This window comes from Stenotrophomonas sp. 05N37 (assembly GCF_056397365.1).
This window is the reverse complement of sequence record NZ_JBFTNG010000002.1, coordinates 663,461-684,293: the sequence shown is the minus strand read 5'-3', so window position 1 is coordinate 684,293 and position 20,833 is coordinate 663,461. Positions and strand designations below refer to the sequence as shown.

Genomic DNA, 20,833 nt, shown 5'->3' with positions numbered 1-20,833 from the left:
GGTGGAGCCACGCCATGCGTGGCTGCACCTTGAACGAGGCGGGGTGACGTCGGCCACGCATGGCGCGGCTCTACCGTGGGGATCAAGCGTTCGCCTGCCACGCCTGCATCGCCAGACCGAACGAGCGCTTGCGCGCGGCGTGGTCATAGATGTTGGCGGTGAGCAGAATCTCGTCGGGCCTGTGGCGCGCAGCGAACGCGGCCATGCCCTCGCCCACCTGGCGCACGTCGCCGACCACCGCGCAGGCCAGCGCGTTCTGCACGCCGAGCTTTTCGTGCGGCTGCCAGAAGGCCTCGATGTCGTCGATCGGCGGCGGGATCAACCCGGGCTTGCCGCGGCGCAGGTTGACGAAGCTCTGCTGCTGGGTGGTGAACAGGCGCTTGGCCGCAGCCTCCGATTCGGCCGCCACCACGTTCAAGCCGAGCACCGCGTACGGCGCGGTCAGGTACTGCGAGGGACGGAACTCGCGACGGTAGACGGCCAGTGCCTCATCCATCGCGTCAGGCGCGAAGTGCGAGGCGAACGCGAATGGCAGGCCCATCGCGGCGGCCAGGCGCGCACTGAACAGGCTGGAGCCGAGCAGCCACACCGGCACCGGAATCCCGGCCCCGGGCACGGCACGCACGGCCTGGCCGGCCTGTGCCGGTTCGAAGTAGTGCAGCAGTTCGCGCACGTCCTGCGGGAACTGGTCGGCACTGTCGAAGTAACGGCGCAGTGCGCGCGCGGTCGGCTGGTCGGTGCCGGGGGCACGCCCGAGGCCGAGATCGATGCGGTCCGGATACAGCGAGGCCAGCGTGCCGAACTGCTCGGCCACCTGCAGAGGGGAGTGGTTGGGCAGCATGATGCCGCCGGAGCCCACCCGTATGCGCCGGGTACCGCCGGCCACGTGCCCGATCAGCACCGCGGTGGCGGCGCTGGCGATGCCGGGCATGTTGTGGTGTTCGGCCAGCCAGTAGCGATGGTAGCCCCAGCCTTCGGCGTGCTGGGCCAGGTCCAGCATGTTGGCGAAGGCCTGGGTGGTGTCGCTGCCCTCGCAGACCGGGGCCAGGTCAAGAATCGACAGGTGCATGAACGCGTTCCATCCAGAAAGTATTCCACTGACATGGGGCCGGCGCCGGCCGCGCGCCAGTGCCGATCGCGGGATGCTGATTCCTGCGGTTCGGGTTCGTGAGGTTGCCGGATGAGGCATCGGCTCCTGGCGGCCTGGCTGCCTGGCTGCCTGGCTGCCGAGCATGGCTCGGCACTACCTGATACACGTGACCGGTAGTGCCGAGCCATGCTCGGCAGCCCCGACACCCTCGGCAGCCCCGACACCCTCGGCAGCCCCGCCACCCTCGGCAGCCCCGACACCCCCGGCGAACCGCCCTCAGGCCGCCCCGGTCTCCGCTTGATCGACCAGCGGCTTCAGCTCGGCATCCAGCGCCACGCGCTCGTCGAACACGAAGCAGCGGCCGTCGTAGCCTTCGCCACCGACCGCCTCGAAGTAGCCCAGGATGCCGCCCTCGAGCTGCAGCACGTTGTCCATGCCGTCGTTGCGCATCCACAGCGCGGCCTTCTCGCAGCGGATGCCACCGGTGCAGAAGCTGACCACGGTGCTGTCGCGCAGGGCATCGCGGTGCGGGGCCAGTGCATCGGGCAGGTCGGTGAACTTGGTGATCGGCAGGACCAGGGCATCCTGGAAAGTGCCGTACGCGATCTCCTGGGTGTTGCGGGTGTCCAGCATCACCACCGGCTTGCCGGCATCGTCGTGGCCCTGCCGCAGCCAGCGCTGCACGGTGGCCGGGTCGACCGACGGCGCGCGCGGATAGGCCAGCGGCTGGCCGTCATCGATGCGGAAGCTGATGATCTCCGGCTTGACCTTGGCCTTGAGTCGGGCGAACGGCTGCCTCTGGCTGACGCTGGTCTTGACCCGCAGGTCGGCAAAACGCGCATCGGCCTGCAGGGCGGCGTAGAAGCCGTCGATGCCGGCCTGGCTGCCGGCCAGGAACAGGTTGATGCCCTCGCCCGCCACCAGGATCGTGCCGCGCAGGTCGGCGGCGGTTGCCCGCGCCAACAGGGTCGCGCAGAGCGCGTCCGGGTCGGCGATGGGGGTGAACAGGTAGGCGGCGGTATTGGCGATCATGCGCGCAGTATAAATCGCGCCGACGGCGCTGCCCCGGCCCATCGCACGATGGGTTCAGCCGCGCAGCAGCACGAATGGCAGCAGCACCAGCGCCGCCGCCGCGACCATCCCCAGCAGCACCGCGGCCACGAACAGCGGTCGGCGCTGCAGCAGGCTGCCAAAGGTCTCGGCGGTGCCGTCACGCAGCGCGGCCTCGCGCTCGGCGCGCACCCGCACCCCGCGGGCCTCCTGGTACTCGGCCATCAGGGCCCTGGCCCGCGGATGGTCCTGGTCTTCGCGGATCCAGATCCCGCCCGAGGAGATGCCCCAGGGGCTCGGCTCGGTGCGGTAATGGGCGATGCCCGCCTGGTCCAGCAGGGCGGCGACGTCCTGGATTTCATCGTCCGCGACGTTGCGCAGGTTGAGCAGCAGTTTTGACATGCGCCCATGATAGCGCCCGGCGATGCGCTACCCTTGCGTCCCGTTTTTGCATTCCGGAGCCGTCATGCGCCGTCTGCCCACCTACCTGCTCGCCCCCCTGATGCTGCTGGCGCTCGCCGCCTGCACCCCGCCCGGCCCGCCGCCGGGAGGCACGATCACGCAGTTCGAGAAGATCGACACCCAGCCGGGCACCGGCGCCGAGGCGACGCCCGGCAGCAAGGTGACCGTGCATTACACCGGCTGGATCTACAACGAGCATGCCGCCGACAAGCATGGCGACAAGTTCGACAGCTCGGTGGACCGCGGCGAGCCCTTCAGCTTCGACCTCGGCAAGGGCCAGGTCATCAAGGGCTGGGACGAAGGCTTTGCCGGCATGAAAGTGGGCGGCAAGCGCACGCTGATGATCCCGGCGGCGTACGGCTACGGCGACCGCGGTGCCGGCCCGATCCAACCGGGTTCCTCGCTGGTGTTCGATGTCGAGCTGCTCGACGTCAAGCCGAACTGAGCCTGCTGCATGCGTAGTCCAGACAGCCCGGCGCGGCGCGTGGCGATCATCGGCGGTGGTCCGGCCGGGTTGATGGCCGCCGAGACCGTGCGCGCGGCCGGGCACCAAGTCGATGTGTACGAGGCCAAGGGATCGCCGGGGCGCAAGTTCCTGATCGCCGGCAAGGGCGGCCTGAACCTGACCCACTCCGATCCGCAGGCGCTGTTCGTCGCGCGTTATCGCGAGCGGGCCGCCGAGGTGGGCGACTGGTTGGCCGACTTCGACGGCCCGGCGCTGCGCGACTGGGCGCGCGGTTTTGGCGTGGAGACCTACGTGGGCAGCTCCGGCCGGGTCTTCCCGGTCGACCGCAAGGCCGCGCCGCTGCTGCGCGGATGGGTACGCCGACTGAAGGAACAAGGCGTGCGCCTGCATGTGCAACACCGCTGGGTCGGATGGGACGCCGACGGCGCACTGCGCCTGGCCACGCCCGAGGGCGAGGTGCGGGTGCAGGCCGATGCGGTGGTGCTGGCGATGGGCGGCGGCAGCTGGCCCGAACTCGGCTCGGACGCGGCGTGGGTAGACCCGTTGCTGGCGCGTGGCATCGACATCGCCCCGCTGCAGCCGGCCAACTGCGGCTTCGACATCGCATGGAGCGACTACTTCCGCGAGCGCCAGGCCGGCGCGCCGTTGAAACCGGTGGTGGCGCACTGGACGGCGCTGGATGGGCAGGCGTGCGTGCAGCAGGGCGAGTGCGTGATCAGCGCCGACGGCATCGAAGGCAGCCTGGTGTATGCGATGGCCGCCGACCTGCGCGACACCCTGGCCCGCGATGGCCGGGTGCAGCTGCACTTGGACCTGCTGCCGGGGCAGACCGAAGCCCAGGTGCTGGACAAGCTGCTGCGGCCGCGACAGGGCCGCAGTTTCGGCGAACACCTGCGCCGCCAGCTCGGCCTGGGCGGGGTCAAGTCCGCGCTGCTGTTCGAGGTGCTGGGCAAGGACGCCGGGCAGTTGCCGGCCGAGCGCATCGCCGCGTCGCTCAAGCGGTTGCCGCTGTCGCCGCAGCGCCCGCGCCCGATCGCCGAGGTGATCAGCAGCGCCGGCGGCGTGCGGCTGGAAGCGCTGGACCGGCAGCTGATGCTGCGTGAGCTGCCCGGCACGTTCTGCGCCGGCGAGATGCTGGATTGGGAAGCGCCCACCGGCGGCTACCTGCTGACCGCCTGTTACGCCAGCGGCCTGCGTGCCGGACGCGGCGTGGTCGCCTACCTGGGGTAGTGCCCGTCGTGGGCCGGCCAGCGGCCGGGGCCCCCTGCGCCGTCATCCGGCCGGCATCAACCGCGCTGCATGCGCACCGAGGCCAGGGCGATGCCGCTGGGGTGCGGGTAGGTTTCTTCGCGGAGGGCCACGAACCCGGCGCGTTGGTAGAACGGCACGGCGTTGAGCGATGCCGACAACACCAACGGCCGGCCCGGATCGGCCAGCGCCTGCATCGCCCCCATCAGCCGCATGCCGATCCCGCGCCCGCCGCAGTCGGGATCCACGAACAACGCGTCGATCTCGTTGCCGTCGCGGTCGATCACCGCATACCCCAGCAGCCGCCCCTGCGCGTCCTCGGCGACGATGCAGCCGCCCTGCGCGATCAGTGCGTGGTAGTGCGCCGGCGGCGGCGAGGCCGACCAGGGTGCGATCACCTCCGGCGGATACGCCGCGCTGCACAGCTCACGCACGCAGCGCGTGCGCAGCGCCCACAACCGATCGGCGTCGTCCACCCGGCCCGCCCGCAGCACGGCAGTATCGGCATCCCGCGCTGGCGGTGCATGCCCGGTCATCATCGCGACTTGCTGCTGCGCAGCGCCTGGATGCGCGCCGGTGGCTGGAACGAATCGCTGCGCGCATCGCTCCAGTAGTCATGGAAGACCGCGTGGTCGGGGACCTGGCGCAGCAGCTCGCCCGGGCTGAGGTAACGATACAGCGACGCCAGCGAGCGGATTTCCACCGGCGACACCCGACGCAGGATGTGCTCGGGCCCCAGCTCGGCAGGATGATTGAGGCCCGCCGCGCACAGCAGGTCGCGCAGCGCGCGCACGGTGTTGTCGTGGTAACGGTGCACGCGGGTGGCCTTGTCGGCGGCGTCCAGGTGGCGCCAGCGGTGCGGGTCCTGGGTGGCGATGCCGGTCGGGCATTTGTCGCTGTGGCAACTCAGCGACTGGATGCAGCCCAGCGCGAACATGAAGCCGCGCCCGGCGTTGCACCAGTCCGCGCCCAGCGCGATGGTCCGGGCGATCTCGAACGCGCTGGTGACCTTGCCCGCAGCGCCGACCTTGATCCGCTCGCGCAGGTCCAGCCCGACCAGCGTGTTGTGCACCAGCAGCAGGGCTTCGTGCATCGGCACGCCCACGTGGTCGATGAACTCGGCCGGGGCCGCACCGGTCCCGCCTTCGGCCCCGTCGACCACGATGAAGTCCGGCAGCAGCTGGGTTTCCTGCATCGCCTTGGCGATGCCGAACCATTCCCACGGATGGCCGATGGCCAGTTTGAACCCGACCGGCTTGCCACCGGACAACTCGCGCAGGCGCGCGACGAACTGCAGCAGTTCCACCGGCGTGCTGAAGGCCGAATGCTTCGACGGCGAGACACAGTCCACGCCCATCGGCACGCCCCGGGTGATCGAGATTTCCTCACTGACCTTGGCCGCCGGCAATACCCCGCCATGGCCGGGCTTGGCGCCCTGCGACAGCTTGATCTCGATCATCTTGACCTGGTCGGTGTTGGCATTGGCCACGAACTTTTCTTCGCTGAAACCGCCCGCCTCATCGCGGCAGCCGAAGTAGCCCGAGCCGATCTCCCAGACCAGGTCCCCGCCCATTTCCCGGTGATAGGGCGAGATCGAGCCTTCGCCGGTGTCGTGGTAGAAGCTGCCGCGGCGCGCGCCCTCGTTGAGGGCGCGGATCGCGTTGGCCGACAGCGAGCCGAAGCTCATCGCCGAGATGTTGAACACGCTGGCCGAGTACGGCTTGGCGCAGTTCGGGCCGATCAACACGCGAAAATCGCTGTGGGCGATCTCGGTCGGTGCCAGCGAATGGTTGATCCACTCGTAATCCACCGCGTAGGTGCTGCGCAGCGTGCCGAACGGCACCACGTCCATTTCGTTCTTGGAGCGCTGGTAGATCAGCGCGCGCTGCTGGCGCGAGAACGGCACGTCCTCCAGGTCGCTCTGCACGAAGTACTGGCGGATCTCCGGGCCGATCGACTCCAGGCCGTAGCGGAAATGCGCCATCACCGGGTAGTTGCGCCGCAGCGTGCTGCGCGTCTGCAGCAGATCCCAGGTGCCCAGCACGACCAGCGCCGCGCTGGTGCCGACGCCCCAGTACCAGGCCGGCCAGATCGTGGCCAGCCACAGGCAGACCGGGAACAGCAGGATGGCGAGCACGTAGACCAGGTAACGATGCATGGCTTTCCTCGATCAATAACGCCGTCGAGTCTACAACCGGTCGTCGACCACGTCGCGCGGCCAGACCGATTTGACGTCGTACACCACGCCGTCCGGCTTGAGCAGCGCACGCACGCTGCCGGCGTCGAACGCCCGGAACTCGTCGTGCGCCACCGCCAGCACCACCGCGTCGAAGACACCCGGATCGGCGCGCTCCACCCACTGCACGCCACTCTCGGCCAGTACGGCGGGGCCAACCCACGGGTCCTGCACGTCCACCTGCGCACCGCTGGCGCCCAGCGCCTGGGCCAGTTCCAGCGCCCGGCTGTTGCGCAGGTCCGGGCAGTTTTCCTTGAAGGTCACCCCCAGCACCAGGATGCGCGCCCCCATCGGCGCCTTGCCGCGCCCTTCCAGCAGGGCCAGCACGCGCTGCGCCACGTGCGCACCGACCCGGTTGTTGACCTGGCGCGCGGTGTGGATCAGGTCCGGGTGGTAACCGACGCTTTCGGACTTGTGCAGCAGGTAGTACGGGTCCACGCCGATGCAGTGGCCGCCGACCAGGCCCGGGCGGAACGGCAGGAAATTCCATTTGCTGCCGGCGGCGTCGAGCACGTCCTGGGTATCGATGCCGAGCTTGTCGAAAATCAGCGCCAGTTCGTTGACCAGCGCGATGTTGACGTCGCGCTGGATGTTCTCGATCACCTTGGCTGCCTCGGCCACGCGGATCGACGGCGCCGGCCAGGTGCCGGCGGTAATGATCGCGGCATACAGCGCGTCCACCACCTCGGCGACCTCGGCGGTCGAGCCGGAGGTGATCTTGCGGATGTCCGGCAGGCGCCGCTGGCGGTCGCCCGGGTTGATCCGCTCCGGACTGTAACCGCAGTAGAAGTCGTGGTTGAAGCGCAGCCCCGACCCGGCTTCCAGCAGGGGCACGCACACCTCTTCGGTGGTGCCCGGGTACACGGTGGATTCGTAGATGACCAGGTCGCCGGGCTTGAGCACCCCGGCGATCAGCGTGGAGGCACTGCGCAGCGGCCCGAGGTCGGGTTGCTCGAAGGCATCGATGGGGGTGGGCACGGTGACGATGTAGACATTGCACCCCGCCAGCTCGGCCGGATCGGCGCTGTAACGCGCCTGCCCGGCCGCCGCCAGCTCGTGCGGCTCCATCTCCAGGGTGTGGTCATGGCCCTGCTGCAGTTCCAATACGCGTGCACGGTCGATGTCGTAGCCGAGCGTGGGTTGGCGGCAGCCAAAGGCGACAGTCAGCGGCAGGCCGACATAGCCCAGCCCGATCACCCCGATCCGCGCGTCGGTCGCAGCGCCGATGGCGGCCGCCATCAGCCCTGCCTCCGCGCAATGCAGGAACAGGAAGAAGTGCTGGGACGGCGGGAAGGACTCATGGAGGGCGGCGCCAGGAAACGAATAGCGCAAGCCTAACGCGGGAGGGCCCCGGCCACAAAGAACAAAGCCGCCGCCCGCGGAGAGTACGGACGACGGCCAACAAGTGGTCCAGCTGCGGTTACTACCCTTTCAGAACAGCCTGTCGGAATTTCCGCAGGACCGGTCACAGCTGGTAGACAGATGCTAGGCGACCACCCGTGAGAATCATGTTACGAGGATCGAACCGTTCCGTTACGAACCCAGCATCACCGCGGCAGGTTCGAGCTCGCCCGAGTCGCCGGTCCACAGCGACAGCAGTCGTGCGAAGCCGACCCGCGCCTGGCCATCGACCGGCGCGGCGGCACTGAAGCCATCCCACGGACGGTCGATCATCGCCGTGAGCACCGCCGGCTCGATCGCCGCGGAGGTCATGGTCCAGCGCGGGAAGTGCCGCGCCGCGACCGGCCCGCGCGCCAGTTCGCGCAGGCACAGGTGGCTGCGCGCATTGGCCACGCGCTGGTAGACCGAATCGACCCCGTCCTCGGGGCCTTCGAAATACTGCAGGAAGCGGGTGCCATCGAACATCAGCACCCCGGTGACACCGGCCATCTTGTTGAAGCTGGACGCGGCCGCCAGGATCCGATCGATATCCGATGCCTGGATCCCTTCGAAGGCGACGCTGGTATAGGCGATCGCACGCAACGGCATGCAGGTGAAGCCCCCTGTGAACTGCCCTGACTATGCCACGAACCCTGACGTCGGGATAGATGAATACCGTGCGCGGAGACGCCGGCAACCGTGCGCCTCCCGCTCGCAGGATCAGGGCGCCTGCACCTCGTAGCCGGCCTGTTGCAGGCGTGCCAGATACCCCTCGGGCGCTACCAGGGAATGCACCGGGACGACCGCGAAGGTGGTGCGGTTGCGGGCCAGCGCGGCGCGCGCCACCTGCTGCCATTTGTCCGCCGCCTGCCGGTCCACCGCGGCCAGGCCGCGGCGACGCCCGAACGGGCTCTCGGCGATCGCGCCAACGCAGGCGTCGTACTGGCTTTGCAGGGCCAGCCGCTGCAGCGCCTCGGTGTCGCCCATCGACCAGGCGTTGGCGCGCTCGACCAGCAGCGGCAACTGGTGTTCCACCACATCCAGGGTGCGCTCCAGGCACTGCACATCCTGCAGCGGACTGGCGCGCGCTTCCTTCAGCGCCTGGCGCGGATCATCGACCCGGATCACCACCCGGGTCACCACCGGCTTCAGGCCGCGCGCCTTGTAGGCTTTGTCCAGCACAGCGGAAACCGGCGAGCCGCGGCCGAGCCCGACCGACTTGAGCGCCTCGGTATACAGCCGCGTGGCCGCCACCAGCGGGCGGTCTTTCTCCACGCCCCGGTCGCGTCCGAGGTAACGCTGCTTGAGTGCCAGCCACCGGGTGTAGGTCGCGGCCGGCAGGATTTCCTCCAGGCGCCGTCCCTGCGGATCATGCGCGGCTTTCATCGCCGAAGGCAGCAGGGTCAGCCCCTTGAAGAACCCTACGTCGGCATCCAGCGTCCAGCCCGGCGGCCCCAGTACTTCATCGGCACTGGCGACCACCGCCTCGACCTCGTCGGCGCGCCAGTCCAGCTTGGCCGGCAGGGGCGATACGGTGCCGAGGATCCACAGCACGTGGCCGTCGCGGGCCGTCACTTTCCACATGCCAGGCCCGGGCTGCACCCCCGAGACCACCACCGGTGCAAGGTCGACGACGGCCGCCTGCCCGGCCGCCGCCGGCGGTGCGGGCTGTGCGTTGATCCCCGCCGCGCACAGCATCGCCATGCTCACCGCCACCGTCGTCCTTGCCCACGCCGCGCTCGCCATGCTGCCTTGCCTGTGATGGAGTCGTGCGCAGCCTACGGGGAGCCGGGTGCGGCTGCGTAAAGTTTGCGTTGCCCCTGCCCTGCACCGCCCGGGCGGCATAATGCGACACCGCCCTTCAACGGAGTAGGCCCCATCGACACCCTGCGCAATGCCGAAGCCCTGGCGCGCCGCGCGCATGCCAGCCAGACCGACAAGGCCGGCCGGCCCTACATCGGCCACGTCGCGCGCGTGGCCGCGCGGGTGCACGGCGATGCCGACGCCGAAGCAGTCGCCTGGCTGCACGACGTGGTGGAAGACTGCCCGGCGTTCGCCAACGAGGTGGACGCGTTCCCGCTGCACATCCGCACGGCGGTGGCCTGCCTGACCCGGCGCAAGGACCTGCCAGCCGACACCTACTACGCTGCCATCCGCGCCAATCCGCTGGCACTGAAGGTCAAGCTGGCCGACATCGCCGACAACAGCGATCCGGCACGCCTGCACTACCTGCCGGACGCGATGCGCCAGCGGCTGGCCGACAAGTACACGCACGCCCTGGCCGCGCTCGGTGCCGCGACGACGGCCCCCACCAGCACCTGATCAGGCCGGATCGGGGCCCTGCCGGTAAGGCTCTTCGAACGGGCGGAAGTCGTGCTCGGCGAGCGCATCGGCCACCCACCGGGCCACGCCCGGCAAGGCCAGCAACGCCGCCATGTAGGCCTGCACGCGCGCGCTGACCGGCACCGCGTAGGTCTTCAGCCGCATCACCACCGGGGCAAAGAAAGCGTCGGCAATGCTGAAGCCGTCGAACAGCAGCGGCCCGCCGTGGCGCGCCAGCAGTGCCTCCCACAGCGACTGCAGGCGCTCCAGGTCCTCCAGCACCGCCGGCTGCTCACGCAGCACGCGCGCACCCACCGCCGGCAGATGCGCTTCGATGTTCATCGGGAAATGCTGGCGCAGCGCACCGAAGCCGCTGTGCATCTGCGCGCAGACGCTGCGCGCCAGGGCGCGCGTGGCCACGTCCCGCGGCCACAGTGCCTTGTCCGGGAAGCGCTCGGCCAGGTACTCGGCAATGGCCAGGGTGTCCCAGACGACCAGGCCGTCGTCGACCAGCACCGGCACGGTCGCCGACGGCGACAGCGCGGTGGCCTGCCGCTTGAACTGCGACGCCGGATCGAAGCTGTCGAAGCGCAGCAGCACCTCCTCGAACGGGATGCCGGCCTGGGTCATCAGTACCCACGGGCGCATCGACCAGGACGAGTAGTTCTTGTTGCCGATATGGAGGGTGAGCATGGCGGCACCGGGCAGGACGGGAATACCCATGCTACCGGCAACGCAGGACACCGGCAGGCGCAATCGGCCGCGCCATCAGAACCGCCCTGGAATGCGCTATCGTCGTGCGGACACAGCGAAAAGGACACCCGCTCGATAATCGGTTACCTGCACAGCCTGCTCATTCTTCTTTCGCTCACCCCCCCGGCGGCGGCAGAGGACGTCCAAGGAAAGGTCTACGACGCGTTTTCCGTGGTGCAGCACGGCAAGCCAAAGGGCGACGTGTTCGTCTACTCCGCGGCGATGGCCACCGACTCGGACCCGATTGTCATCAGCGTGCAGGGACGGGACCTAAGACCCCGCGATAAAACGCTCCGGACCGATCTCCAGAAAAACTGGCTGTCGCTCAACGTGCCGGAGCAATTCGAGTTCGAGGACCGCAGCCTGGCCTCCTGCCCACTGCAGCCGGGGCGGCAAACAGGCAGGTGCGACGCCTATGCGTTCCGCGACGGTGACACCGTCCGCACGTTCTATTTCCGCGTGGACAACTGGCCCTGACCGACCGGTGCGTCGGGGTGCTTGCCGCGTTGGTGCCCGGAGCCGGAATCGAACCGGCATGGGGTTGCCCCCGGCGGATTTTAAGTCCGATGCGTCTACCAATTTCGCCATCCGGGCAGCGCCGCGCATAGGGTGCCTGATCGCGCCCGGTTTGGGAATGCAGGCTGCCTCGCCGTGCCGGCAACAGCACCTGCGTGGGGGCGTCGGGGTGGGAGAGAATGCGTACGTTCTCGCGCGGTATCCCTGGCGCAGCCAGCAGGCTCGCCACCGACGGGATTCCAGTCATGGCTGCGCGTTGATCCCGGTAGCGGTCTGGCGCACGTCCGGTGCCTGCGCCTCGGGTGCCGATGCCGCGGTAGTGACGGCATCTTCTTCATCCAACGCGCCGCTCACCGTGGCGGGCGCAGGGTACGGCACTACCGCGCCGGTCGACACCGATGACGCGGCTCAGATCGCCCGCGAGTAGCGCACCGGCTGGTCCGGGCGTGCCAGGTAGCGGTCGAAGCACATGGCCAGCAGGCGCAGCAGGGGCCGGCCGCGTTCGGTGCTGCGCACCACACCGTCGGTGTACTCGGCCAGCCCATCGTCCTGCAGGCGCTGCAGCGCGATCAACGCATCGGCGAAATACACCTCGAAGTCCACGCCGTGGCGGCGCGCCAGTGCACGCCCATCCACCTGCCCCTGGCACATCAACTGGCCGATCAGTTCGGCGCGCAGCGTGTCGTCGGCATCCAGGTGCAGGCCGCGCCACACCGGCAGGCGTCCGGCATCCACCGCGACCTCCCAGCCCGGAAGGTCGCGCGGGTTCTGGCTGTAGGTATCGCCGATGTGGCTGATCGCACTCGCCCCCAACCCGACCAGGTCGGTGTCGGCATGCGTGGTATAGCCCATGAAGTTGCGGTGCAGCTGCCCGGCGCGCTGCGCCTGCGACAGGTCTTCCCCGGGCAGGGCGAAGTGGTCCATGCCGATGTACTGGTAGCCGGCCAGCGTCAGGCGGCGCACTGCCAGACCGAGCAGGGCCAGCTTCTGCTCCGGACTGGGCAGCGCCGCATCGGGAATCTGCCGCTGCGCCTTGAACAGGTGCGGCAGGTGCGCGTAACCGTAGATCGCCAGCCGGTCAGGGCGTTCGCGCAAGACCGTTTCCAGCGTCTGCGCGAAGCCCGCCGGGGTCTGGTGCGGCAAGCCGTAGATCAGGTCGACGTTGACCGAGCGCAGGCCGTGATCGCGGCATGCCCGCAGGATGTCCAGGGTCTGTTCGACGTCCTGTTCGCGGTTGATCGCACGCTGCACCGCCGGATCGAAATCCTGGATGCCCAGGCTGGCGCGGGTGAAGCCAAGCTCGGCCAGGCCGGCGATATCGGCGCGGGTGACGAAACGCGGGTCCAGTTCGATGGACACGTCGCGGCTGTCGGCCGCGCTGAAGCGGAACCGCTGGCGCAGCCCGTCGACCAGCGCGCGCAGTTGCGCGGCGGCCAGGAAATTGGGCGTACCGCCGCCCAGGTGCAGCTGGATGACCTCGCGCGACGGATCGAACAACGGCGCGATCCGGTCCGCCTCGCGGAGCACGCGCGCCACGTAGGCCACGCCGCGGCCGTGGTCGCGGGTGATCACGCGGTTGCACCCGCAGTAGAAGCAGGGGCTGCTGCAGTAGGGCACGTGCACATACAGCGACAGGGCGCGGGCGCGTGCGTTGCTGGCGTTGATCGCCGCGTGCAGCTGCTGCTCGCCGAAGCCGTCATGGAAATGCGGCGCGGCCGGATAGGAGGTGTAACGCGGGCCGGGGCGGTCGTGGCGACGCAGCAGGTCCGGGTCGAAGTGCCAGGCGAGGCCGGCGGCGGCAGGCGGGATCGTGTGCATGCCGTCAGGGTGCGCGCGCGCGGGCAGCCGCGCATTGAGCCAGATCAATCCAGCCGCGGCGTTCCTGCCGGCATGACACCGGCCACCGGCAACTGCGGCCAGCGCAGCATCTGGAAGCGGCGCCAGAAGGTATCGGCGATACGCGTGGCGACATCGTCGGCCAGGCGTTGCATGGGCAGGTTGCCGCTCTCGGCCGTGGTCTGGCGGAACAACGCCAGCCAACGATCGAACAGATCGCGGTCGAGTTCATCCATGGCCATGTGCTTGGGCATCGGCGCGCCGCTGAAACGGCGGGTGCCGCGCAGCATCGCCGACCAGAAATCCACCAGCTGGGCCAGGTGCGCGTCCCAATCGTCCACGCGCGCGGCGAACACCGGCGCCAGGCGCGCTTCGCCACGCACGCGCGCATAGAAATCGTGCACCAGCCGGGTGACTTCCTGCTCGCTGCACAACGCCAGCGAGGGCGTGGGCAGCGCGGTGGCGGACGGGTCCAGCATGGGGGAGTCCTCTGCGGCGGCGGTCCGCGGCGTGTGCAGCGCAGGATGCGCGCGCAGGCCCCGCGGTGCCTTGATCAGGATCAATGTCGGGGCTGTAGTGCCGCCCTAGTCTGTGAGCCTCGACAGCCTGCGCGCCGGCGCACCACGACCGTGGCCAAGTATAGCCGCGCCCTGCCCTCCCCTCCTGACCGTGGCCGCAATGACCGACCTGCACCTCCCGCCCGCGCCCAGCCGCCGCCGGCAGTTGATCCAGCAATGGGGCGCCATCCTGTGGCCCAGCTTCGTCGCCGCGGGCCTGGCCTGCATGGTGTTCTTCGCCTTCGTCGACCCCCTAATGCTGCGCGACATCAGCTTCCCGCAGCACGCGCTCAGCCGCGAGCTGGGCTACACGCTGGGCTTCTTCATGTTCTGGGCCGTGACCGCCGCGGCCAGCAGCGTGACCTGGTACCTGTTGCGGCCGATGCGCCGCGACGCCGACGACGTGCCGTTGGGCTGACCATGCCGCGGCGACTGCACCTGCAGCTGGTCGAGCCCGCGACCGCCTCCCCGTCCCCGCCGCGGCCGCGCCGGGCGCTGCGCTGGCGCGCCCTGTTGTCGGCCGCGTTGCTGGCCCTGTTCTACCTGCTGCCGTGGCTGCGCTGGGAGGGCCGCCAGGCCCTGCTGTTCGACCTGCCCGCGCGACGCTTCGACCTGTTCGGCCTGACCCTCTGGCCGCAGGACCTGGGCGTGCTGCTCGGCCTGTTGGCGGTGCTGGCCACCGGCCTGGTGCTGCTCACCACCCTGGCTGGCCGGGTCTGGTGCGGGTACGGCTGCCCGCAGACCCTGTGGAGCGCGTTGTTCCGCCGGATCGAGCGCACCACCGCCCGGCATCTGCGCCATCCGCGGCTGGCACGCGCAGCCAAGCACGCGGCGTGGGCACTGGTGGCGGCATGGACCGGGATCACCTTCGTCGGCCTGTTCACCCCGATCCAGGACCTGGTGGACGCCCGGTGGCCAAGCGCGTGGACTGCCTGGGTCACCTTCTGGGTGCTGTTCTACGCCCTGGCCACCTGGGGCAACGCGGGCTTCCTGCGCGAGCAGGTCTGCATCGACCTGTGCCCGTTCGCGCGGGCCTGCCCCAGCCTGTGCGATGCCGATACCCCGCAGGTGTACTACGACGCGCGCCGGGGCGAGCCGCGCGGCCCGCGCGCGCCCGGGCAAGGGGCCGTGATGCAGCGCGGACGTGGCCTGCTCGATCCAGTCAGCGCCAACGATTACGCGTTTCGCGCCGCGCACCCGGCGCTGGCCGGCCCGATGCCGCGCTTCCCCGATGACCGCCTCGGCGACTGCGTGGATTGCGCGGCCTGCGTGCAGGTGTGCCCGATGGCGCTGGATATCCGCAGCGGCCCGCATCCGGATTGCATTGCCTGTGGCGGCTGCGTGGATGCGTGCGACGCGCAGATGCGCGCCTCGGGCTTCCCGACCGGGCTGATCGGCCATGCCAGTCTCAACCGCACCCGCCAGCGTCCCACGCGCTGGCTGCGTCCGCGCACGCTCACGGCGCTGGCCACCCTGCTGGTGCTGCTGGGTATCGGCCTGCATCGGTTGTAAGCACGGGTTCCCCGCGTCTTGCCTGCCATCGATGGATGGCCCGGTCCCCCAACCGGAATCAGCGCGTGCGCGTCGTTCGCGGCGGCACCATCTGCGCCCGCCGGACGATGCCCAGCTGCTCGATGATCAACGCCAGCTCATTGGTGACCTGGGTGCGACTGCGCCCCTTGGGCACCAACCGCTCCAGTACCTGTTGATAGGTCGTCCAGAACTCCGGGCCGCAGCCATGCTTGCTGTAACTGGCTTCCAGCTCGGTGCGCACGCCGTCAGCCAAGTCATGTACGCCGTATTGCATACGACCTCCCTTGGACCTGCCCTGCATCGGAGACGAGCAACCACCCTGTGTGCAGCTTGTCGCGCAAAGACAACAAAGACCCCCGGCCAGCGAAGAATTCACTTGCGATTCACCCGAAATTTGCACGGTCTTCGCACGAAGTCAATCGCCGCGTGGGTCGCAGCCGGAGAAGTCGCTGAATGGTTCATCCCGGTGCGCTCGCGCACAGGCAGCATGCCCGGGGGGCGGTGACAGGGTGATGTCAGCGCGGCACGGGCGGCGCGCTCAGCTCCCCAGCCGCCAGGCGCCATACACGCCGATGCCGATCCCGGCCAGCAGCAGCGCCCACACCAGGCCGTTGAAGCGCTTCAGCGCCTTGGCCAGCACCAGCGAGAACGCGATGCCGGCCAGCCCGATCAGCACCCACACCACACCACTCACGTTGCTGGGGGACGCCCAGAACGAACCGGGCGCGCCGGCGGCAAACAACAGGGCCAGAGCCATCAACGCAACCTCACGGGGGACCGGCGTCCATCTTGGTCAGGCCATCGTCCTGAACAGGTGAAGGTCCGTGCCCCCCCCTGGCAGGCTCATCCCCCGGCGGGGACGGGCGGCGGCAGTTCCAGGGTGCGCACCACCAGCCCAAGCAGTTGGCTCAGCGCACCCTCGGCGGGCGGGCCCTGCTCCAGCCCGCGTGCGAAGCCGGCCCAGTCGCCGGCCGACAACTGCTGGATCAATGCCGGATCCACCGCCAGCCAGCGCATGCCCCAATAGGGAAAGTAGCGCTGCGGCACCCAGCCGCGGCTCAGCTCGGTGATTTCCCCGTGGCTGCGGGCCTGGCGCACACGCTCGTGGACCGCGGCGACGCCGTCCTCGGGGCCTTCGAAGTACTGCAGGAACCGTTGGCCATCGAACAGCAATACCCCGGTGACTCCGGCGAGGGAGTTGAAGCGGGTAGCGTCCTCGACCAACGTATCCAGCATGCTGCTGGACAATCCGGCGGACGCCTCACTGACGTAGGCAATCGCGCGAAGTGGCATCGGCTGTATCCTTGAAATAGGCGGTCATGCTGTCACTTTCAGACAGATGAATAAAGCCGCTGACTGAAGCGTTCAGATAATGTCAGGGCAGCGACGCGGCGGGCGGCGGTCCAACGCAAAGAGCCCGCTTGCGCGGGCTCTTGCTTGACTCTGGAGGCCTGGACGGGAATCGAACCCATCTCAACGGATTTGCAGTCCGGTGCATAACCACTCTGCCACCAGGCCGGTGACCTTACCGCTTACCCGGGTAATCATACCCCGATAAAACAAGACCCCGAGAACGGGGCCTGGTCTGGATGTGGAGCGGGAAACGAGACTCGAACTCGCGACCTCAACCTTGGCAAGGTTGCGCTCTACCAACTGAGCTATTCCCGCAAAATCAGGCGCGTATCTTACCGAAACCGCAGGTAACACACCAGCCTTTTCACACTTTATTTCACATGCCGACCGGGCGTGCCGATCAGGATGCCCGCGTGCCACCGCGGAGAAAAACAAGGCCCCCGAGGGGCCCTGTCGAAATCTGGAGCGGGAAACGAGACTCGAACTCGCGACCTCAACCTTGGCAAGGTTGCGCTCTACCAACTGAGCTATTCCCGCAGACTTTCGCTTGCCCCGACCACACCGCACCGTGAGGCGCTGGAGGCTGTCGGCCCATCGACCTGCGTCGAAGGAGCGCTATTGTGTCGGGATTCCTTCACGCCGTCAACAGCCTTGTTCACGCGAAAGGAGCGGCGCGGGAGCCGCCTGCTGCGGCGATCGATTGCACGTAGTTGCATTCCAACGCATGAAGACGCGGGCTAAAACAAGGCCCCCCCCCCCCCGCTGCTTCACGCCTCCACGTGACAACCTCCCTGTCCCGCTCCTCCTGGATAGAAGCAATACGGGTCTGGGCCATTGTCGCCGCCATATACATCCACGCCGGTTTCCAGCCGGACCATGGGCGACCTCGCTTGTTCGACGGTATCGAACCGCCCTACCCGGTCAGGGCCGTCAGCGTGCTTTGCGTGGTATCCGCCATCGAGATCGCCATGGTCTGCGCCATGGTGCGGCCCTGGCGCAGCCATCGTCGCTGGCGACGCCTGCTGCTCACTACCGTGCTGATGCTGGCCTGGAGTGTCTACTGGGTCCTGATTGCGATGCACCAGCCACCGGCACAGGGCGCGCATCTTCTGTGGCTGCTTGCCCTGGATGCGTGCCTGCTGATCGCCATGTTCGCGGACGTTGCCGCGTGCCTGTTCAAGCGCCTGTACCGCTGGCGAGCAGCCCGGCGCACGGCGGTGTGACACGGCCTCGGGCCCTCCCCCTCCGCTACCCGCCCACCCGCATGCCACGCCGGTGGAAGTAGACCTGCTCTGCCGTCCGCCGCATGGCGGCGGACTGCAGCAGCAGGTTGAGCGGCCAGTCCATCTGCAGGTGATCCATCGCCCAGCGCATCAGCCGCTTGCGACGGAACGTGGGGGCGGCCTGCCGGGCGACGGCTTCCGCCGCCGCTCCCTTGCCTCGCAGGTGCAATCCCGCCGCATCGCCGACGGCCCATCCATGGCGCCACGAGGAATGGATGCCGCCGGCCGACAGCGGCGAAACGATTCCCGCCGCATCGCCCGTGAGGATCACCCCGGGCGCGGTGATCGGCCCATCCGGCAGCCCGCACGGCACCAGCCCGGCACGCGTGGCGCTGGGCCGGGCGGAGGTCGGCAGGCCGACCACGCTGCGCACGTGCTGCAGGAAACCGTCCAGGTCCGGCTGCCGTGCGTTGGCCGGATCGTGGCGCAGTGCCAGGCCCACCTGCACGCCCGTCGGGTTCTGCGCGACCCAGCCGATGTAGCCCGGCGCGAAGCGCTTGCTGGCAAAACAGTGCAGCGCACCGGCTTCGGCAAGCTGCACGCCGGCAAATTCCTGTTCCACACCGTAGAGGGTGTCCCGCACCCGACCCAGGCCGGTGCGCTGGGCCACGCGCGAAGTCGCGCCATCGGCGCCGATCAGGTAACGCGTCCGCCCGGCCCCCTCCACCCGCCAGCCGTCGCCGTCACGCTGCGCCTGGGTGAACGCCTGGCCCAGCCGCAGGTCCACGCCATTGCCGCGCAGTTCGGCTGACAGCCAGCGCAGCAGGTTGGGGGTGTCGGTGGTCATGAAGTAGTACCCGGGCGCAGCCAGCAGCACGCTGCGCAGGTTCGGCGCGTACAGACGCACGCGCTCCACGCGCTGCAGCAGCGTTGCGGGCGCGCGGCCGAGCCAGGTCTGTTCGATCGCCTCCTTCACGATGATGCCGGTGGTATGCAGGCGCGCCCCGGGGTCGGTCTTGCGCTCGAGCACGCACACGCGCAGCCCGTACTGCGCGGCGGCCAACGCGCAGGCCGCGCCGGCGAAGCTGGCACCCACCACCACCAGGTCCCAGTCGTAGGGCGATGCAACGCTCTCCATTGGGCGACTCTCCTCTGCATGTCCAGGCGCGCAGGATCACGGGCGCCGGCGGAGACGCCATGAAGTGCCGGTGAAGCGGGTATGAAGCGGCATGGCGGATCACCATCGCGCGTGCTGCATGGGACAATCGGCGACATGAACACCGGCCTGGACACCATCGTTACCGCACCGGCTGCGATGCGCCCGACACGCGTTGGCCGCTTCAGCCGGGTACTGCGATGCGTGCGCGCGACGATGCGGGGGGTCGCCGTTGCCGTTGTACTACCGGCGACGGCGACGGCGGCGCCTGCCCCGATCAGCGTGCCCCTGACAGATGGCAGCGGCGCACGCCTGCACATCGACAGCGTCCACGGCAGCGCACAGCTGCTGGCGGCCTCCGCAGCGATCCCGCTGCGGATGAACAGCACCTTGCGTGATGCGCTGTCCCGCTCGGACACGGCACTCGTGCTGGGCCGTCACCGCGGCGCGGCCGAACCGGACAACAGCCTGCTGCTGTTCATCAGCGCGCCGTCGCGCCCCGCCGCGCCGATGGGCTATTGCGGCGCCGGGCAGGAAGACGGGTTGCTGTTGCTGGCGGTGCGCGATGGCGCATTGGTGGCGCTGGACGTCATGATGTTGCAGAGCTGCCTGCACTCGATCGCACAGGCCGTGGACCTGGCCGATCCTGCCACCGCCTTCCGTCCCGTGCCAGCGCCCTGGCTGGTGAGCTTTGCCGCCATGCAGGAGGACACCGCCGTGCAGCGCTGCGTCGGCATCCGCGATGAACGGCTGACCGTCCAGGACGATTGCACGGCCGCGCCGCTGGCTGCGCCCTGATCGGTACGGCGCGCGGCACGCCGCGCAAACGAAAAAAGCGACCTTGCGGTCGCTTTTTCGTTTGGCTTCCATGCCGATCAATTGACTGGAAAACCGGTATCTGGAGCGGGAAACGAGACTCGAACTCGCGACCTCAACCTTGGCAAGGTTGCGCTCTACCAACTGAGCTATTCCCGCTTGGGAGGCGAAATTCTACAACCAAATGCGCAGGTGTCAACAGCCCTCAGCCATTCTTTTTCGCCCGTGCGTTTTCCCGTGCCGCACGTTCGTCCTCACGCAGGCTCGGCCATGCCGCATGCAGGTACTGCAGACCGGAGAACAGGGTGAGGATCGAGGCGATCGCCAGGGTCCAGTCGCCGATGTGGAAGACCTGCACGCCCATCCAGATGTCCTGCATCGGGGTATGCGGTGCCACCGAATACAGCAGGCACAGCAGCGCCACCATCTGCGCGGTGGTCTTGATCTTGCCGATCAGCGCCACCCGCACCTTGGCGCGCTGGCCGATTTCGGCCATCCATTCGCGCAGCGCGGAAACGGCGATTTCACGCCCGACGATCACCGCCGCCCAGACGGCCATCCATGCGGTCGGATGGCCCTGCACGATCAGGAACAGCGCGACGGCCACCATCAGCTTGTCGGCCACCGGGTCCAGGAACGCACCGAACGCGGACGCCAGGTTGTAGCGGCGCGCGATCCAGCCATCCAGCCAATCGGTGATGGCGGCCAGGCCGAAGATCGCCGCGGAGGCGAAATTGGTCCATTTGTAGGGGAGGTAGAACACCAGTACCAGCACCGGGATCATCACGATCCGCAGCAGGGTGAGCCAGGTGGGGAGGGTCAACTTCATCGCATCT

At 68.8% G+C, this 20,833-nt stretch carries 24 protein-coding genes and 5 tRNA genes; 8 read left to right on the top strand and 21 right to left on the bottom strand.

Going from position 1 to position 20,833, the window contains the following annotated elements; genetic code table 11:
* Window positions 1-82 precede the first annotated feature (82 nt).
* The 3 genes from AC1DGC_RS09735 to AC1DGC_RS09725 all read right to left on the bottom strand — a co-directional run bounded on the left by AC1DGC_RS09735 (window position 83) and on the right by AC1DGC_RS09725 (window position 2,542).
* On the bottom strand, window positions 83-1,069 hold the full coding sequence (locus AC1DGC_RS09735) for an LLM class flavin-dependent oxidoreductase (RefSeq protein WP_259204506.1): 987 nt from the start codon (window positions 1,067-1,069) through the stop codon (window positions 83-85).
* A 297-nt stretch (window positions 1,070-1,366) separates the two neighbouring features.
* Window positions 1,367-2,122 carry a sulfurtransferase gene (locus AC1DGC_RS09730; protein ID WP_478047742.1) on the bottom strand — a complete coding sequence of 252 codons (756 nt, stop codon included), beginning with the start codon at window positions 2,120-2,122 and terminating at the stop codon, window positions 1,367-1,369.
* A 54-nt stretch (window positions 2,123-2,176) separates the two neighbouring features.
* Window positions 2,177-2,542 (bottom strand): DUF6164 family protein, encoded by a 366-nt coding sequence (locus AC1DGC_RS09725; protein ID WP_478047741.1) that lies wholly within the window; start codon window positions 2,540-2,542, stop codon window positions 2,177-2,179.
* Between the two features lie 64 nt (window positions 2,543-2,606).
* Between AC1DGC_RS09725 and AC1DGC_RS09720 the strand changes: the two genes are divergently transcribed.
* Both AC1DGC_RS09720 and AC1DGC_RS09715 read left to right on the top strand, forming a co-directional pair.
* Window positions 2,607-3,047: an FKBP-type peptidyl-prolyl cis-trans isomerase gene (locus AC1DGC_RS09720; protein ID WP_394164654.1), complete on the top strand. Its 441-nt coding sequence runs from the start codon at window positions 2,607-2,609 to the stop codon at window positions 3,045-3,047.
* A gap of 9 nt (window positions 3,048-3,056) precedes the next feature.
* Window positions 3,057-4,298 (top strand): TIGR03862 family flavoprotein, encoded by a 1,242-nt coding sequence (locus AC1DGC_RS09715; RefSeq protein WP_478047740.1) that lies wholly within the window; start codon window positions 3,057-3,059, stop codon window positions 4,296-4,298.
* A 56-nt stretch (window positions 4,299-4,354) separates the two neighbouring features.
* On the opposite strand, the gene AC1DGC_RS09710 is transcribed toward AC1DGC_RS09715, so the two are convergent.
* The 5 genes from AC1DGC_RS09710 to AC1DGC_RS09690 form a co-directional block, all read right to left on the bottom strand.
* Window positions 4,355-4,855: a GNAT family N-acetyltransferase gene (locus AC1DGC_RS09710; RefSeq protein ID WP_478047739.1), complete on the bottom strand. Its 501-nt coding sequence runs from the start codon at window positions 4,853-4,855 to the stop codon at window positions 4,355-4,357.
* Window positions 4,852-6,474: an FMN-binding glutamate synthase family protein gene (locus AC1DGC_RS09705; protein ID WP_259204500.1), complete on the bottom strand. Its 1,623-nt coding sequence runs from the start codon at window positions 6,472-6,474 to the stop codon at window positions 4,852-4,854. The genes AC1DGC_RS09710 and AC1DGC_RS09705 overlap by 4 nt, the downstream gene beginning before the upstream one ends.
* 30 nt (window positions 6,475-6,504) lie before the next feature.
* A complete protein-coding gene (locus AC1DGC_RS09700) occupies window positions 6,505-7,791 on the bottom strand; it encodes a nucleotide sugar dehydrogenase (protein WP_478047738.1) in 1,287 nt (428 codons plus the stop codon).
* A gap of 294 nt (window positions 7,792-8,085) precedes the next feature.
* Window positions 8,086-8,541 (bottom strand): BLUF domain-containing protein, encoded by a 456-nt coding sequence (locus tag AC1DGC_RS09695; protein ID WP_259204488.1) that lies wholly within the window; start codon window positions 8,539-8,541, stop codon window positions 8,086-8,088.
* Window positions 8,542-8,652: 111 nt separating this feature from the next.
* Window positions 8,653-9,636 (bottom strand): TraB/GumN family protein, encoded by a 984-nt coding sequence (locus tag AC1DGC_RS09690; RefSeq protein WP_478047737.1) that lies wholly within the window; start codon window positions 9,634-9,636, stop codon window positions 8,653-8,655.
* Window positions 9,637-9,741: 105 nt separating this feature from the next.
* On the opposite strand from AC1DGC_RS09690, the gene AC1DGC_RS09685 reads away from it, so the two are divergent.
* Entirely contained in the window at window positions 9,742-10,254 is a 513-nt protein-coding gene (locus AC1DGC_RS09685; protein WP_478047736.1) for a phosphohydrolase, read from the top strand.
* Here the strand turns inward: AC1DGC_RS09685 and AC1DGC_RS09680 are convergent, their stop codons facing one another.
* The gene (locus tag AC1DGC_RS09680) at window positions 10,255-10,947 is read right to left on the bottom strand and encodes a glutathione S-transferase family protein (protein ID WP_478047735.1); all 693 of its coding nucleotides are present in this window, start codon (window positions 10,945-10,947) and stop codon (window positions 10,255-10,257) included. It lies immediately after the preceding gene.
* Here AC1DGC_RS09680 and AC1DGC_RS09675 point away from each other — a divergent pair.
* Window positions 10,933-11,484 (top strand): hypothetical protein, encoded by a 552-nt coding sequence (locus AC1DGC_RS09675; RefSeq protein ID WP_478047734.1) that lies wholly within the window; start codon window positions 10,933-10,935, stop codon window positions 11,482-11,484. The genes AC1DGC_RS09680 and AC1DGC_RS09675 overlap by 15 nt on opposite strands.
* 30 nt (window positions 11,485-11,514) lie before the next feature.
* Here the strand turns inward: AC1DGC_RS09675 and AC1DGC_RS09670 are convergent.
* From AC1DGC_RS09670 to AC1DGC_RS09660, 3 genes are all read right to left on the bottom strand, one after another.
* Window positions 11,515-11,601: transfer RNA gene (locus tag AC1DGC_RS09670), tRNA-Leu, on the bottom strand.
* A gap of 330 nt (window positions 11,602-11,931) precedes the next feature.
* A complete protein-coding gene (gene hemN, locus AC1DGC_RS09665) occupies window positions 11,932-13,341 on the bottom strand; it encodes an oxygen-independent coproporphyrinogen III oxidase (RefSeq protein ID WP_478047813.1) in 1,410 nt (469 codons plus the stop codon).
* A 44-nt stretch (window positions 13,342-13,385) separates the two neighbouring features.
* Window positions 13,386-13,838, bottom strand: a complete 453-nt coding sequence (locus AC1DGC_RS09660; protein WP_259204478.1) for a group III truncated hemoglobin — start codon at window positions 13,836-13,838, stop codon at window positions 13,386-13,388.
* Between the two features lie 199 nt (window positions 13,839-14,037).
* Between AC1DGC_RS09660 and AC1DGC_RS09655 the strand changes: the two genes are divergently transcribed.
* Together AC1DGC_RS09655 and AC1DGC_RS09650 are read left to right on the top strand one after the other, a co-directional pair.
* Window positions 14,038-14,334: a hypothetical protein gene (locus tag AC1DGC_RS09655; RefSeq protein WP_259204476.1), complete on the top strand. Its 297-nt coding sequence runs from the start codon at window positions 14,038-14,040 to the stop codon at window positions 14,332-14,334.
* 2 nt (window positions 14,335-14,336) lie between these two features.
* Entirely contained in the window at window positions 14,337-15,428 is a 1,092-nt protein-coding gene (locus tag AC1DGC_RS09650; RefSeq protein ID WP_478047733.1) for a 4Fe-4S dicluster domain-containing protein, read from the top strand.
* 58 nt (window positions 15,429-15,486) lie between these two features.
* On the opposite strand, the gene AC1DGC_RS09645 is transcribed toward AC1DGC_RS09650, so the two are convergent.
* The 6 genes from AC1DGC_RS09645 to AC1DGC_RS09620 all read right to left on the bottom strand — a co-directional run bounded on the left by AC1DGC_RS09645 (window position 15,487) and on the right by AC1DGC_RS09620 (window position 17,339).
* Window positions 15,487-15,723 (bottom strand): hypothetical protein, encoded by a 237-nt coding sequence (locus AC1DGC_RS09645; RefSeq protein WP_259204473.1) that lies wholly within the window; start codon window positions 15,721-15,723, stop codon window positions 15,487-15,489.
* A gap of 264 nt (window positions 15,724-15,987) precedes the next feature.
* Entirely contained in the window at window positions 15,988-16,206 is a 219-nt protein-coding gene (locus tag AC1DGC_RS09640; RefSeq protein ID WP_259204472.1) for a hypothetical protein, read from the bottom strand.
* A gap of 86 nt (window positions 16,207-16,292) precedes the next feature.
* On the bottom strand, window positions 16,293-16,742 hold the full coding sequence (locus AC1DGC_RS09635) for a BLUF domain-containing protein (protein WP_394164664.1): 450 nt from the start codon (window positions 16,740-16,742) through the stop codon (window positions 16,293-16,295).
* 151 nt (window positions 16,743-16,893) lie between these two features.
* Window positions 16,894-16,967: transfer RNA gene (locus AC1DGC_RS09630), tRNA-Cys, on the bottom strand.
* Between the two features lie 74 nt (window positions 16,968-17,041).
* Window positions 17,042-17,117 (bottom strand) — tRNA-Gly (locus tag AC1DGC_RS09625).
* A 146-nt stretch (window positions 17,118-17,263) separates the two neighbouring features.
* Window positions 17,264-17,339: transfer RNA gene (locus AC1DGC_RS09620), tRNA-Gly, on the bottom strand.
* A 242-nt stretch (window positions 17,340-17,581) separates the two neighbouring features.
* Between AC1DGC_RS09620 and AC1DGC_RS09615 the strand changes: the two genes are divergently transcribed.
* The gene (locus AC1DGC_RS09615) at window positions 17,582-18,025 is read left to right on the top strand and encodes a hypothetical protein (RefSeq protein ID WP_478047732.1); all 444 of its coding nucleotides are present in this window, start codon (window positions 17,582-17,584) and stop codon (window positions 18,023-18,025) included.
* 25 nt (window positions 18,026-18,050) lie between these two features.
* Here the strand turns inward: AC1DGC_RS09615 and AC1DGC_RS09610 are convergent, their stop codons facing one another.
* Window positions 18,051-19,163, bottom strand: a complete 1,113-nt coding sequence (locus AC1DGC_RS09610; RefSeq protein WP_478047731.1) for an NAD(P)/FAD-dependent oxidoreductase — start codon at window positions 19,161-19,163, stop codon at window positions 18,051-18,053.
* Between the two features lie 300 nt (window positions 19,164-19,463).
* On the opposite strand from AC1DGC_RS09610, the gene AC1DGC_RS09605 reads away from it, so the two are divergent.
* Complete coding sequence (locus AC1DGC_RS09605; protein ID WP_394164667.1) at window positions 19,464-19,979, top strand: hypothetical protein; 516 nt, start codon at window positions 19,464-19,466, stop codon at window positions 19,977-19,979.
* A gap of 101 nt (window positions 19,980-20,080) precedes the next feature.
* Here AC1DGC_RS09605 and AC1DGC_RS09600 read toward each other — a convergent pair.
* Together AC1DGC_RS09600 and pgsA are read right to left on the bottom strand one after the other, a co-directional pair.
* A tRNA-Gly gene (locus tag AC1DGC_RS09600) sits at window positions 20,081-20,156 on the bottom strand.
* A gap of 46 nt (window positions 20,157-20,202) precedes the next feature.
* Window positions 20,203-20,826 carry a CDP-diacylglycerol--glycerol-3-phosphate 3-phosphatidyltransferase gene (gene pgsA, locus AC1DGC_RS09595; RefSeq protein WP_259204466.1) on the bottom strand — a complete coding sequence of 208 codons (624 nt, stop codon included), beginning with the start codon at window positions 20,824-20,826 and terminating at the stop codon, window positions 20,203-20,205.
* Window positions 20,827-20,833: the final 7 nt, after the last annotated feature.